Source organism: Vibrio sp. SCSIO 43133, from assembly GCF_023716845.1.
GTDB lineage: Bacteria > Pseudomonadota > Gammaproteobacteria > Enterobacterales > Vibrionaceae > Vibrio > Vibrio mediterranei.
Genome location: NZ_CP068024.1, coordinates 217,044 through 231,313, shown reverse-complemented (window position 1 = coordinate 231,313; position 14,270 = coordinate 217,044). Strand labels below are relative to the sequence as shown.

Here is a 14,270-nt window from a genome sequence, read left to right as displayed (position 1 = left end):
CACAAATGACCCAAAGATATAATGCGAGGAATTGCTATGGTTGCTATAGAACTGGCCGTCGTACTGCTATTTATCTATTTAGGTGCACGTATAGGCGGTATTGGAATTGGTTTAGCGGGTGGTGCGGGTGTTATTGCCCTATCTTTAGTCTTAGGCGTACCGACAAGCCAAGCTTACATCCCGGTGGATGTTATTCTAATTATCATGTCGGTCATTACTGCGATTGCCGCAATGCAAGTTGCTGGGGGCATGGACTGGTTAGTACAAGTTGCTGAAGATTTTCTTCGCAAACATCCAGAAAGGATTACCTTTTACGCTCCAATTGTAACTTTCTTGATGACACTCATGGCTGGTACAGGTCATACCGCGTTCTCTACACTACCTGTAATTGCCGAAGTGGCAAAAGGTCAGGGCGTTCGTCCATCTCGCCCGCTTTCAATCGCCGTTGTCGCTTCCCAAATAGCGATTACAGCATCTCCAATCTCAGCCGCAGTTGTCGCTTTTGCAGCTATGCTAGCGCCAATGGGCATTGATTACTTAACACTTCTTGCGGTTTGTATCCCAACCACCTTTATCGCTTGTATGGTCGGTGCGTTTGTTGCCAACTTTATGGGTAGCGAGCTTAAAGATGATCCGGTTTATCAAGAACGCTTGGCTCAAGGTCTTATCAAACTAAACACTGCTCAAAAACGTGAGATCCTACCGACAGCGAAGAAAGCAACCTACATCTTCCTAGGTGCGATTGCCTTCGTTGTTTGTTACGCAGCGGCTATCTCTGGCTCTATTGGTTTGATTGAAGACCCTGCGCTTGGACGTAACGAAGCAATTATGACGGTAATGTTAGCAGCGGCAGCAATCATCACGCTAACCACTAAGATCGATGCGTCTAAAATTCCTTCAGCAGCCACCTTCCGCTCGGGCATGACAGCATGTGTGTGCGTACTAGGTGTTGCATGGTTAGGCTCAACATTCGTTAACGCACACGTGGACGGCATCAAAGAGTTTGCAGGCGCGCTACTTGCTGACTACCCATGGATGTTAGCCCTAGTACTGTTCTTTGCTTCTATGCTGCTTTATTCTCAAGGTGCAACGACAGTTGCACTTATGCCAGCAGCATTAGCGATTGGAGTTGCTCCTCTCACAGCGGTTGCCTCATTTGCAGCGGTTAGTGCACTATTCGTTCTTCCAACGTACCCAACCTTATTGGCGGCGGTAGAAATGGATGACACAGGTTCAACGAGAATCGGTAATCTAGTCTTTAACCACCCATTCTTCATTCCTGGTGTTGCAACTATCGCAACAGCAGTCGCACTAGGCTTTGCCTTTGGCGGCATTTTGATTGGCTAACCTTAGGCTATTCTAAAAAATGAGAGCTGCGTTGATACGCGGCTCTTTTTTTGTCTGAGTTGAAACAAAACAGCCTATCTTCCTGTCCTAAGTTAATATAACCTCAACTTATTCACGATCGCGTTTACTTGGCTTGTATGTACCGAATATTGTCTCCGTTCATCTTACTTTTCGCTATTGCCTTCTCTACCCCGAGCTGGGCGCTATTTGGCAACTCCAATAATGCACCAGCTTTCGCTCCAAATACCGCCAATACTTTTGTCCCTGTTGATGAAGCTTTCCCTATGAACTTCTACCAACAAGGTAATAAAGTGTTCATCGATTGGCAGGTCAAAGAGGACTATTACCTCTATCAAGAGCGCATTGCAATCAGTGGTGAAAATGTCGCTATTGGCAGCATCAAGATGGAAGACGGAACACCGTATAAAGATGAATTTTTTGGTGACGTCAATATCTACACAGAACCCCTTTTTGTCGAAGTACCATTGAGTCAATATCAGACTGGAGCCAAGCTCATTGTGCAGTACCAAGGCTGTGCAAAAGCAGGCTTCTGTTATCCACCAGAAACACGTGTCATAGACATCAGTCCATTCGACTTTGACAGTGCAACTCCTCTCGATAACGCGAATGTCTTTAAAACAACAGCTGCGGATACTGCTAACGCCACACCATCGAAAACTCGAGATAGTGAACTGACTGATAAACTGGCTCAAAACTGGTGGACACCTGCGTTATTTTTACTATTAGGCATAGGGCTCGCATTCACGCCTTGTGTGCTACCTATGTACCCTATCCTAACCAGCATTGTATTGGGCGGTGGTAAACGCAGCCATAAACAAGCACTGGTATTATCCCTCGTATATGTACAAGGTATGGCGTTAACTTACACACTACTGGGACTAGTCGTCGCCTCTGCTGGTATGCAGTTTCAAGCCGCGATGCAGCATCCGTATGTGTTAATCGGCCTCAGTACTTTGTTTGTCGCGCTATCATTATCTATGTTTGGTTTGTATACCCTACAGCTCCCAAGCGGACTGCAAACTTGGCTCAATAATCTCAGCAATAAACAGCAAGGTGGCAACTTATTTGGTGTTTTCGCCATGGGAGCTATCTCAGGTTTAGTCTGTTCTCCTTGTACTACAGCTCCGTTATCAGGAGCGTTGTTGTATGTAGCACAAAGTGGAGATTTACTGACTGGCGGTATCGCGCTTTATGCTCTTGCCCTAGGTATGGGTATCCCTCTTATGGCTGCCGCGGTATTTGGAAATAAACTGCTGCCTAAAGCGGGTAATTGGATGGAACGAGTTAAAATACTGTTTGGTTTTGTCTTACTCGCAGCGCCAATCTTTCTACTTGAAAGACTACTGCCTGAGTTTTGGAGTACCGTGCTTTGGTCAGTACTGGGCATCTCTGCCTTTGGTTGGCTTTATCATCAGAAAAACGCACTGCCCTTCGGCGGTTGGAAACAAAGCTGTGTTGGGATACTGGCCATCCTAGGTTTATTTGCTTCAGCACAACCTTTGCTGAACCATTGGTTTGGCTCCACCAGCAATAATGTAAGCAGCGAAGTCACTGTCAGTTTCATCCAGATTAATAATGTGCAAGAGCTCAATGCGGAACTCGCCAAAGCAAAACAAGCCGGAAAACCCGTTATGCTGGACTTCTATGCCGACTGGTGTGTGGCGTGTAAAGAGTTCGAGAAGTACACCTTCCATGATGCCTCGGTTGAGCCCGTGTTGTCTCAGTTTGTGTTACTTCAAGCCGACGTCACTAAAAACCAACCTCAAGATATTGAGTTGCTTAAACAGATGGATGTGCTTGGGCTCCCTACGATTGAATTTTGGGATGCAAAAGGCAATGCGGTGTCCAGCGCTCGTCTTACAGGCTTTGTTCCTGCTGAGGACTTTTTGCAACATCTTCGTAAAAACCAGCTGATTGATACTTTTAGCCCATGATAGACAATAAAAATTCGATTCTCATCAGAGTTTTGCATTGATTCATTTGTTCAAAGAGCCGTCTGAATTAATAATATAAATTAACACTTTCGTAAAAAGTTGAGATGTTATGGAACCCAGCTACACCATTATTATCGCTGATGATCACCCACTCTTTAGGAATGCACTTTTCCAATCAGTGCACATGGCGATAAGTGGTGCCAATCTACTAGAAGCTGATTCCTTGGATTCGCTACTTGGATTGCTTGCCAAGAATGATGAACCAGATTTGATCTTGCTTGATCTTAAAATGCCAGGAGCCAATGGCATGTCCGGACTGATTCACCTACGAGCTGACTATCCGGATATTCCGGTCGTCGTTATCTCTGCTAGTGAAGAGCCCAGTATCGTGTCTCAAGCTAAAACGCATGGCGCTTTTGGTTTTATTCCTAAATCCAGTGACATGCGTGAACTGATTAATGCTTTGAATCAGGTGTTGAACGGAGAACCTTATTTCCCTGCTGAGCTTTTGATTGATAGTGCTGAGAACAACGACCTTGCGGAAAAGCTGGCAACACTTACTCCACAACAATACAAAGTATTAGGCATGTTGTCTGATGGTTTACTGAACAAGCAAATTGCTTATGATTTGAATGTCTCTGAAGCTACAATCAAAGCACATATGACGGCGATATTTAGAAAACTTGGTGTAAAGAATCGTACTCAAGCGGTGATTCTATTGCAGCAAATGGAATCCGACAGCTAGCTCTTTCCGCTCCTCAACTCGCTTCACTACTCCCTTTAGAGCTAGTTACTATGCGCTCTGAAGGGGATTTCATGCAGTATTTGCAATAAATTCCTACCTCATTCAACTACTTTTATTTCCAATCTTATCGATAAACGTTAGACCTTTGGCTAATTTAACATCAAATTAACATCACACTTTTCATACCGAAATTCAGCAAAGCTTTGTTTTGTATATGCTTAATCATTTTCTTCTGTCGACTAAAGTTGCACTGAGTTATCGCCTTTAGCCTGCTACCTTATAAAACGTAACAATACGTTAACACCACACAAAAGGAGAAGGCCATGGCGTTCGAATCATCAGAACAAGCTCAAGCCTATTGGAAGGAAAATCTAGGAATCATGGGATCCCTATTAGCCGTTTGGTTCATCGTATCTTACGGCGCAGGAATCCTGTTTGTTGACGCACTTAACGCTATTCAGTTTGGCGGATTTAAACTGGGCTTCTGGTTTGCACAACAAGGTTCAATCTACACCTTTGTTGCACTGATTTTTGTTTATGTCGCTCGTATGAACGCTCTCGACAAGAAATATAACGTACAGGAAGACTAAGAGGCACACTAATGGATATTCAAACTTGGACGTTTATTCTTGTTGGTATTACCTTCGCGCTCTATATCGGTATCGCGATTTGGGCACGCGCAGGTTCAACAAGTGAATTTTATGTCGCTGGCGGTGGTGTTCACCCTGTAGCGAACGGTATGGCTACGGCAGCTGACTGGATGTCGGCAGCATCATTTATCTCAATGGCAGGTATTATCTCATTCATCGGTTACGATGGTGCGGTGTATCTAATGGGTTGGACAGGTGGTTATGTTCTACTTGCTCTATGTCTAGCACCATACCTACGTAAGTTCGGCAAATTTACCGTGCCTGACTTTATCGGTGATCGTTACTACTCTAAAACGGCACGTATGGTAGCAGTATTCTGCGCAATTTTCGTTTCTTTCACTTACGTGGCTGGACAGATGCGTGGCGTTGGTGTTGTATTCTCTCGATTCCTAGAGGTAGATATTAACCTTGGTATCGTTATCGGTATGGCGATCGTCTTCTTCTACGCGGTAATGGGTGGGATGAAAGGCATCACGTATACTCAGGTGGCGCAATACTGTGTGTTAATCTTTGCATTCTTAGTACCAGCCGTGTTTACTTCACTCATGATGACAGGCTCAGTCTTCCCACAAGTGGGCTTTGGCTCAACTATCTCGGGCTCTGAAACCTACTTACTTGATAAACTTGATGGCTTGACTCAAGAGCTTGGCTTTACCGCTTATACTGATGGCTCGAAGAGTATGGTCGACGTCTTCTTTATCTGTGCAGCTCTAATGGTCGGTACTGCGGGTCTACCTCACGTTATTATTCGCTTTTTCACAGTACCTCGCGTAAAAGATGCACGTATCTCAGCAGGTTGGGCACTTGTCTTTATCTCGCTACTTTATACCACTGCGCCTGCAGTAGCAGCCTTCGCTCGCGTTAACATGATTGACACGATCAACGGTCCAGACATGAAAGGTGTCGCAGCAGCTGAAGCACCAAGCTGGTACAAAAACTGGGAAAGCACTGGTCTAGTAGGTTGGGAAGATAAGAACGGTGACGGCAGAATGTTCTACTCAGGCGACGAACGCAATGAGATGAAGATTAACCGTGACATCATCGTACTGGCTTCTCCAGAGCTTGCTCAATTACCAAACTGGGTAGTTGCATTGCTGGCTGCTGGTGGTCTTGCCGCCGCACTTTCTACCGCAGCAGGTCTACTGCTTGTTATCTCAACAGCCGTCTCGCACGACTTGCTCAAGAAAGGGTTTAAGCCCGACATGACCGATAAGCAAGAATTGATGTATGCCCGGATAGGCGCCGCACTCGCCGTAATAGGTGCAGGTTACCTAGGTATCAACCCACCAGGGTTCGTGGCTCAGGTAGTAGCGTTCGCCTTCGGCTTAGCAGCGGCTTCCTTCTTCCCTGCGATTATCTTAGGTATCTTCTATAAGAAGATGAATAAAGAAGGTGCGATCGCAGGTATGCTTTCAGGTATCTTGTTCACTGCTGCTTACATCATCTACTTCAAGTTTGTAAACCCAGCAGCAAATACACCAGATAATTGGTTATTTGGAATCAGCCCAGAAGGTATCGGTACTCTAGGTATGTGTTTGAACTTCACGGTTTCTATCATCGTTAACAAGTTCACCGCTGAAGTGCCGAAAGAAGTACAAGATATGGTTGAGTCAATCCGCTATCCGAAAGGTGCGGGCGCAGCACACGACCACTAGTATAGCGCTAAAACGCTAAAACTAAAAAGCCACCGCAATTGCGGTGGCTTTCTCGTTCAACGCCGAACTTATGAGCGCTCTTTATAAGAGTAATCGACATCGATCACCGCACGATACATGACGTTGCCGCTATTCTCAGCGAACTCCTCGACAGTAACTTGAGCATCTTGGACCTCAATAGAATTACGCAGAAGGTCATTTTCGTTGACACGAAGCTTATACACTAAATCGGTAGAAGGGGTAGATTTCAAATCGTTTACCATTTTGAAGCCAGCTTCATACGCTTGCTCTTTAGTGTTAAAACCTTCTGTACGGAAATCGGCATCACCTACCAAACTCGTAGTAGTTGCCATAGCGGCAGTAGACATAACTAATGATGCTGTAATAAATGCTAGTTTTTTCATGATTTCACCTCATTGTTTCCTTTTGGGGATATCCCCTCACCGTACATACAAATATGTTGGTGTTAAGCCAAGTACTTCAACGGACTCCAACTTACTTACGGTGCATACTTACTAAAAGTTAAGCAACCCAACAGTAGTGACAATACAACGCAAAATGATGTGTATTATCATTAGCAAAATAGTTTGCTACTGTTTCTACGGTCAGATAACCAATTCAGATTAACGCATCTCGATATATAAAGACCGTCGTGATATTAACTATCTTTCGCGTCATATTGATAATTTACGTCAACAATAGCACGGTATTTAATAACACCTTGTTTTTCCGCAAATTCCTGAACCACAATTTCTGTGTCATTTAGTTCAATACTGTTAAATCCCGTATCATGGCCATTGAGTTTTAACTCGTGAGCAAGTTCGCCATGTGGCATTGCTTTTAGGTCTTTAACTAGGTCGTACCCAGCTTCATAAGCTTGTTGCTTCGAGTCGAAAGCTGATGTTCTAATTTCCGTATTGCCTAAGTCGCTTCCTGCGAACACACTTCCAGAAACTAAAACTAATGATGTGATGGTTAGTAGTTTTTTCATGTATTCACCTTTTTATTGTTGGCTGACTCTCTGTGAGTGGTGTCTAGATTACCGAGCCATTTGTAAAGAGTCTGTCAACGAAGGTAAAGACAACAACATATTTAGTAAAGACATAGAAAAAGAGAAAACATAACCATAACAATTACATTTTCTCTGACATTTTATTGACTTAATATAGCCCTCAACTTTAATGGTTTGACAGGTTTAGCAATAAACTTGAATCCATTCGACTTAATGCCTTCAAGCATTGAGTCTGTTCTATCGGCACTAATAATAACGCCATTAAATGAATCACCGATACGTAACCTAAACTGTTGAAGCACTTCCAGCCCAGTACGTCCATTGTCTAACCGGTAATCCGATAGAATGACATCAGGCTCCCACCCCTCTTCTAAGTGCTTAAGACTAGCAACCAAATCCAATGCGGTACGAACATCACAACCCCACCGAGCTAGTAAGGTTTGCATCCCGACTAAAATGTCGGGTTCGTTATCCACGCATAGCACTTTGAGATGACTTAGCCCCGCATCTGGCGCCAATTTGGCTTTGTCGGCAGCAGGAGCCACTTCAGTCGCCACATCCAGAGTTATCGAGAAAACGCTTCCTCTATCCGGCCACGAGCGCATCGATATCTGGTGATTAAGCACTCTTGCAATACCACGTGATATCGCAAGCCCTAACCCAAGGCCTTGATCCGCGCGTGCTTGATCTACCCGAGTAAACTCATTAAAGATCTCTTTTTGCTTGTCTTCAGGAATACCAATGCCATCATCCCAGACATCAATTCTTACTCGCCCGTTAACTCTTCTTGCACCTAACAGCACCTTACCTTCTGGGTTATAACGAAACGCATTAGTGAGGAAGTTCTGTAACACGCGGCGCAGCAATTTTGGATCAGACTTTACGATGAGCGAGGAAGAGACGACCGAGAAATCGATCTGTTGACCAATAGAGATAGCACTAAATTCCGCTTTCAGGTTGTTAAAGACTTCCGACAGTTGAAACCCGCGCACGTTAGTCTGCAACTTCCCAGATTCAAGGCGTGAAATATCCAGCAAATCGCCAATCAACTCCTCTGCGGCTCCCAATGCACTCTCGATATGAGAAGAGAGTTGGCGTGTTTCATCATCCTTGCTTGCCTCCGATAAAGAAGAGGCAAATAAACGAGCTGCATTTAGCGGCTGCATTAAGTCATGGCTCACCGCAGCTAGAAAACGCATTTTTGATTGCGATTCTGATTCCGACTTTTTGGTGGCAAACACCAATCGTTTGTTGAGCTGTTCGAGCTCTTGCGTTCGCTCAATCACCCGCTCTTCAAGCCGTTCATTCGCATCACGTAGGGCACTTTCCGCTTCTCTAAATACCGTAATGTCGGTAAAGCTCATAACAAAGCCGCCGCCGGGCATAGGGTTACCTTGAACTTCGATCACGCTACCATCGGGACGCACTCGAGACGACGTATGAGGAGAGCCTTGCTCTAGATAATGGATGCGTTTGCGAACATGCTCATTAGGATCACCTGGCCCACATAAGCCTTGTTGTGCATTGTGACGAATGACATCAGCAATGGGTCTGCCAACTTGGATTAAACCAGCAGGAAAGCTGAATAGCTCGAGGTATCGACGATTCCACGCTACCAACCTAAGCTGTTTGTCTACTACTGCTATGCCTTGTCCAATATGTTCAATTGCCCCTTGCAACAAGCCGCGACTAAAGTGATAAAGCTCCGACGCTTCATCAACAATGGTCGCCACTTCCTCAAGCTGCATATTTCGTCCCTGCAAGGCCGACGTTAGCACCAGTTTGGCCGATGACGCGCCAAACACCCCGGCTAAAACACGTTCTGTATGACGAATTAGCTCTGCAGAAGCTTGCTGATTGGGTAAAGGCTGCTTTTCCTGCTGCTTCCAGAACTGTCGAAATGCACTTCTGACTCTTGTTCTGCCAACAAACCGAGAAGCGAGCATCTCCAGTTCAGCCACTGTGACTCGGCTTTGGTATAAGCTGAGATTCTCACTTTCAGGAAGAGGCGTACCAACAAACGAAGCCGATTGCAGTCTTTCTGTTAGGCTTGAACGAGTGGCCAGTGAAATTACTACAAAGCAAATAGCATTCAACACGACGCTAATTAGCATGCCCCAGTCAGAGCTTTCAATATGTAGAGATGAGAGAATGTCAGGCGGCGTAATCACTCGTAAAAGTAGGTTATTGGTCGCATCGCCAGCTAAAAGCCCAGTTTCACTCATCAGGGTGATCAGCCAAATTGCGAATCCAACAAACAGTCCGACATACACCCCTTTTCGATTACCGAGACGCCAATACATCCCCCCTATCAAAGCAGGTGCAAACTGGGTAATAGCCGAAAATGACAAAAAACCAATCGCCGATAGCGAGTGTATTGTGTCCAGCGCCTGATAAAACGCCCAAGCGCCAAACAACAACAAGCAAATGAGTGCTCTACGAATAATAAGCAGCAGACCGGATAAATGACGGTGTGAGCGGTGCGCCAGTTTAATTCGGCGCAGTAACAATGGCATCACCAGATCATTCGACACCATAATCGCCAACGCAATGGTAGACACAATCACCATACCACTGGCGGCTGATGTGCCTCCTAAAAACGCCAATAAGGCGATATTGTTCGCCTCTGCAAACTTAGGAATACTGATGACAAAGGTATCTGGAGATGTTCCCATCAATAAGCCTTGTCCTACCCAAGCAATTGGCAACACAAATATCCCCATCAGGACCAAATACGCGGGGAACAACCACCTTGCAGTATGTAAATCTTGGGCGCGCTCATTCTCCACTACAATCGTGTGGAACTGACGCGGCAGACACACGATCGCCATCATGGTCAGGCCGGTATGAATTAGCAAGGTAGGAATATTAGGGGATTGATAGGTATTCGATGCCAGTTCACCAAGATGGATATCTGGGCGTTGCCATGCCAAGTAAAGAATAAAAAAGCCAACAACGAGGAATGCTACCAATTTGATAATTGATTCAAAAGCAACAGCCATCATCATGCCGCGATGGTGCTCGGTATTATCGATATGGCGAGTGCCGAACAGCATGGTAAAAATTGCTAGCGCACCAACAACAAACCACGAAATATGATTATCTTGATAGCCCAGTTCATCCGCTAAATTCGGTGCGACGACATCCAATCCCATCGTAATACCGCGAAGCTGTAATGCTATGTAAGGCAAGATGCCTGCTACCGCAATCAGCGTCACCACTACCGCTAAGCCTTGAGACTTGCCATATCGTGCGGCAATAAAATCCGCGATTGAAGTAATGTGTTCGCGCTTTGCTATCAAAATAAGGCGAGCAATAACACGCCAGCCTAATGTGAAGACGATAATGGGGGCGATATAAATGGGTAGAAATGCCCAAGGATTGGAGCTGGCTTGACCAACGGTTCCATAAAAGGTCCACGAAGTACAATACACAGCAATAGACAGGCTATACACCCAAGGTCGCCAGTTAGACAACCATTTCTTTTGTCTGTCTCCATACCACGCAATAAGAAACAAAATCCCCAAATACGCCAGTGAAACGGGGACGACTACCCATCCTTGCATGTTGTGATATCCCTTTAAATTCCTTAACTATTATTTAAAGGGCTATCACTAATTTTCACAAATGTTCAACCTCAATTCTGTGGCTCAGGCTGAGAATTTTCGTTGATATCTCGCACACCTTTGTTTTTCGGCTCAACTTTAATAAACAGTGCGAAGAAGCCCATCGCCGCCATCCCCCAGAAAACGTTGGCTCCCCACAGTTCGTAGCCCCAGCCACTGACGGCCATCATCAACGCAATAAATGCACCTAATGGGATGGCGTTATACAGGGCCTGCAATGCCACCATCTTGTTAGCATCAGACTTTTGGATATATTGAATGGCAGCAATATGAGCGATTGCGAACGTCACACCATGCAGTAACTGGATAACGACAAGTGCCCCAACGGCGGTCGTTGAAGCCGTCAAACCCCAACGAACCATGACACCAACAGAAGAAATAACAAACAGAGTGCGTAGCGACCATCCTGCAAACCATTTCTTACTGAAAGCGAACAATAGCACTTCCGATACCACACCTAGGCTCCACAAATAGCCGATTAGACTTTCTGGGTGCCCTGCTTCCTTCCAATAAATAGAGCTAAAGCTGTAATAAGCCGCATGGCTTCCCTGAATAAGCGCAATAAGCACCAAAAAGCGTATCACCGACCAATCTTTTAACAGTAATGTCAGCTTTGGCCTAACCGCATCATCTTCATGTTGAGAAACTGGCATAGTCGCTGGACTACGCATCACCAACAGCATCGAGAACACGAAACCCGCAATCGCGGTGTAAACAATCATATTCGCGCCAAACTGTGAGGCTAAATAACCCACCACAGAAGAACCCGCTATAAAGGCAATAGAGCCCCAAAGTCGGGTACGGCCATAATCCAACATACTGCGGTTCGCATAGTGGTTAGCCATCGCATCGGATAAAGGCACAACCGGGCCAAAGCTGAGGTTAAACAGAACTGTGACCAAGGCTAGCATCATAAAACTTGGGCCTGCTGCTAGGTGAGCAGCGACAAAAATGGTGCACGCTAACGTTGCCCAGCGTAGTGCTGGTAACAGGCTTTCTGCTTTGTGAATTCGTGGGGTAATCAATAGGTTTGCAACGCAGCGAGTCGCAAAGCCTAATCCCATCAACATACCGACATCTGCTGCAGATACCCCTTGATATTCAAACCATAACGCCCAAAAAGGCAGATAAACACCGTAGGCAAAAAAGAAACCAAATAAATATTGGGATACCCAAGCGAATGGGGATGGACTCAACATAGCAGCAACCTAAAACAACGACAGGAAAGAGAGCAAAGAGACGCTCTGAATAAGATCGCGCCCATTATGCAATGCGAAACGTTTGCAAAAAAGGGAATTGTTTATAGAAATGAATTTCCCCATATCAAAATGCCTTAAATATTACGTGGCCAACATTCGACTAAAGTCGTCTGGAGCTTGCCGTTAATTTTGCCAGACTATCAGCATAGCCACGGTTACGGAGCTCGTTTTTATGCCTGATAAATTCAATATGTCGTCACCTCCTTTCGACAGACTCACCGAACAGCAACAAAATCAGCTAAGAACAGCCTTAGATGTCGCGTACTTTCGAGATAAGGACGTCATGCTGCGTGCCGGGTCACCCAGCGACAGTTTACATATTATTATTAAAGGCTCTGTCGAAGAGCGCGATGAACACAACCAAGAAGTATTTGCCCACTATACCTATGATGATCTCTTCGACGTCCGTGCATTACTGGGCGATAGCGTGAAACACAATTATGTCGCTTTAGAGGACACCTTAGTTTACTTGTTACCTAAAGAGGTATTCTTATCTCTTTATCATAGTAACGGGCAGTTTGCGGCCTACTTTGATACCAGTTTGGCGACCCGTCAGCAGTTGATAGAAGAAGCACAGAAGCAACAAAACCTTGCTGAGTTCATATTGACCAAAGTCGACGAAGACATCTACCACCCTCCTTTAATTCTAGGGCCAGACTTAACCATTACTGACGTTACTAAGCAGCTGCTCAATCATGGTGTCGACGCCGCATTAATTGAACTGAATCTGGATACTGACACGCAGCAGCGCCACCCTAATACCCTGCCTTACGGCATAGTCACTCGCACCAATATGCTCCATGCCGTCGTGCTAGAAAACCTACCTAATACCACTCCAATCAGTGAGATTGCTACTTTTCCAGTCCACCAAGTCGACAAAGAAGAGTTCCTTTTCAATGCAATGGTGACTATGACTCGACAACGGGTAAAGCGACTAATGGTATGCGAAGGGAAGAAAGCGGTGGGCATGCTCGATATGACTCAAATCCTCAGTGCTTTCTCTACACACTCGCATGTGCTGTCACTCAGTATCGCCAGAGCCAACAATGTTGATGAGTTGGCGTTAGCATCTAATCGACAGCAGCAACTGGTAGATAGTCTCGTGACTAACGGAATCCGAACTCGATTTATGATGGAACTGGTTTCTGCTATCAACGAGCAAATCATTGAGCGCGCGTTTGAGCTTATTCTGCCACCTGCGATGCACGGTCACTGCTGTCTTATCGTCATGGGCTCAGAAGGTCGTGGAGAACAGATTCTAAAAACTGACCAAGATAACGCGCTTATCTTAGAAGATGGTATTGATTGGCCTAATAAAGACAGCGCGCTCAAGGAGTTAAACCATACACTAGCCAGGCTAGGTTACCCACTTTGCCCTGGCAATGTGATGGTCAGCAATGCTCATTGGGTCAACACCACCGGCGAATGGAAACAGCGCATAGAACAACTCGTGAGTAGCGCTAATAGTGAAAGTGTCATGGAAATCGCGATTCTGGCCGACGCCAGAGCTGTCGCAGGAAACGCTGAATTGTTAACACCAGTTAAGCAACATTTGCAACAGCAGATGGAAGGTCAAGAAGCAATCCTTACCGAATTCACTCGCCCAGCCCTCAACTTTGCAGTGCCTCTGACTTTGTTTGGTAATGTTAAATCATCAAAACAAGGTGTTGATCTTAAACAAGGGGGTATCTTCCCGATAGTTCACGGGGTGCGCGCCATCAGTCTTGAGTATGGTATCAACGAAACCAACACCTTTGATCGCATCGAACAACTGGTCAGTAAGCGAGTATTGGAAACCTCCACCGCAGAAAACTTGGCCGAAGCGCTCAAGCATTTCTTTAAACTCAGACTGCAGCAGCAGCTGTCTCATCACGATATTAGCAATGCCATTCAACTTAATGATTTAGAGAGACCAGAGCGAGACTTACTACGACATGGATTCCATGTCGTGAAAAAATTTAAACAGTGGCTGGGATATCACTACCAAATACGTCACTAATTTCAGCGGAGCAAGGCAGTAC

10 protein-coding genes are annotated in these 14,270 nt (G+C 45.4%); 6 read left to right on the top strand and 4 right to left on the bottom strand.

What is annotated here, in order from left to right; genetic code table 11:
- Positions 1-36: 36 nt before the first annotated feature.
- From JKJ11_RS01110 to JKJ11_RS01090, 5 genes are all read left to right on the top strand, one after another.
- Positions 37-1,347, top strand: a complete 1,311-nt coding sequence (locus JKJ11_RS01110) for an anaerobic C4-dicarboxylate transporter (RefSeq protein ID WP_252038657.1) — start codon at positions 37-39, stop codon at positions 1,345-1,347.
- Positions 1,348-1,484: 137 nt separating this feature from the next.
- Positions 1,485-3,302, top strand: coding sequence for a protein-disulfide reductase DsbD (locus JKJ11_RS01105; protein WP_252038656.1), 1,818 nt, complete (start codon positions 1,485-1,487; stop codon positions 3,300-3,302).
- 109 nt (positions 3,303-3,411) lie between these two features.
- Positions 3,412-4,047, top strand: a complete 636-nt coding sequence (locus JKJ11_RS01100; RefSeq protein ID WP_038223850.1) for a response regulator transcription factor — start codon at positions 3,412-3,414, stop codon at positions 4,045-4,047.
- A gap of 323 nt (positions 4,048-4,370) precedes the next feature.
- Positions 4,371-4,637: a DUF4212 domain-containing protein gene (locus tag JKJ11_RS01095; RefSeq protein ID WP_006075415.1), complete on the top strand. Its 267-nt coding sequence runs from the start codon at positions 4,371-4,373 to the stop codon at positions 4,635-4,637.
- An 11-nt stretch (positions 4,638-4,648) separates the two neighbouring features.
- Positions 4,649-6,352: a sodium:solute symporter family protein gene (locus JKJ11_RS01090; protein ID WP_006075414.1), complete on the top strand. Its 1,704-nt coding sequence runs from the start codon at positions 4,649-4,651 to the stop codon at positions 6,350-6,352.
- Between the two features lie 68 nt (positions 6,353-6,420).
- On the opposite strand, the gene JKJ11_RS01085 is transcribed toward JKJ11_RS01090, so the two are convergent.
- The 4 genes from JKJ11_RS01085 to JKJ11_RS01070 all read right to left on the bottom strand — a co-directional run bounded on the left by JKJ11_RS01085 (position 6,421) and on the right by JKJ11_RS01070 (position 12,189).
- A complete protein-coding gene (locus tag JKJ11_RS01085; protein WP_031493356.1) occupies positions 6,421-6,756 on the bottom strand; it encodes a DUF3316 domain-containing protein in 336 nt (111 codons plus the stop codon).
- Between the two features lie 254 nt (positions 6,757-7,010).
- Positions 7,011-7,343 carry a DUF3316 domain-containing protein gene (locus JKJ11_RS01080; protein ID WP_031493355.1) on the bottom strand — a complete coding sequence of 111 codons (333 nt, stop codon included), beginning with the start codon at positions 7,341-7,343 and terminating at the stop codon, positions 7,011-7,013.
- 161 nt (positions 7,344-7,504) lie between these two features.
- Positions 7,505-10,930 carry a hybrid sensor histidine kinase/response regulator gene (locus JKJ11_RS01075; RefSeq protein WP_124940526.1) on the bottom strand — a complete coding sequence of 1,142 codons (3,426 nt, stop codon included), beginning with the start codon at positions 10,928-10,930 and terminating at the stop codon, positions 7,505-7,507.
- Positions 10,931-11,001: 71 nt separating this feature from the next.
- Positions 11,002-12,189, bottom strand: a complete 1,188-nt coding sequence (locus tag JKJ11_RS01070) for a 3-phenylpropionate MFS transporter (protein ID WP_252038655.1) — start codon at positions 12,187-12,189, stop codon at positions 11,002-11,004.
- 232 nt (positions 12,190-12,421) lie between these two features.
- On the opposite strand from JKJ11_RS01070, the gene JKJ11_RS01065 reads away from it, so the two are divergent.
- Positions 12,422-14,248, top strand: coding sequence for a putative nucleotidyltransferase substrate binding domain-containing protein (locus JKJ11_RS01065; RefSeq protein WP_252038654.1), 1,827 nt, complete (start codon positions 12,422-12,424; stop codon positions 14,246-14,248).
- The last annotated feature ends 22 nt before the right edge of the window (positions 14,249-14,270 follow it).

Excerpts from the sequence above, each read along its gene's own strand:
- JKJ11_RS01070 (WP_252038655.1), bottom strand. The coding sequence starts at position 12,189 with ATGTTGAGTCCATCCCCATTCGCTTGGGTATCCCAATATTTATTTGGT.
- JKJ11_RS01105 (WP_252038656.1), top strand. The coding sequence starts at position 1,485 with ATGTACCGAATATTGTCTCCGTTCATCTTACTTTTCGCTATTGCCTTC.
- JKJ11_RS01090 (WP_006075414.1), top strand. The coding sequence starts at position 4,649 with ATGGATATTCAAACTTGGACGTTTATTCTTGTTGGTATTACCTTCGCG.
- JKJ11_RS01080 (WP_031493355.1), bottom strand. The coding sequence starts at position 7,343 with ATGAAAAAACTACTAACCATCACATCATTAGTTTTAGTTTCTGGAAGT.
- JKJ11_RS01075 (WP_124940526.1), bottom strand. The coding sequence starts at position 10,930 with ATGCAAGGATGGGTAGTCGTCCCCGTTTCACTGGCGTATTTGGGGATT.
- JKJ11_RS01100 (WP_038223850.1), top strand. The coding sequence starts at position 3,412 with ATGGAACCCAGCTACACCATTATTATCGCTGATGATCACCCACTCTTT.
- JKJ11_RS01095 (WP_006075415.1), top strand. The coding sequence starts at position 4,371 with ATGGCGTTCGAATCATCAGAACAAGCTCAAGCCTATTGGAAGGAAAAT.
- JKJ11_RS01085 (WP_031493356.1), bottom strand. The coding sequence starts at position 6,756 with ATGAAAAAACTAGCATTTATTACAGCATCATTAGTTATGTCTACTGCC.
- JKJ11_RS01065 (WP_252038654.1), top strand. The coding sequence starts at position 12,422 with ATGCCTGATAAATTCAATATGTCGTCACCTCCTTTCGACAGACTCACC.
- JKJ11_RS01110 (WP_252038657.1), top strand. The coding sequence starts at position 37 with ATGGTTGCTATAGAACTGGCCGTCGTACTGCTATTTATCTATTTAGGT.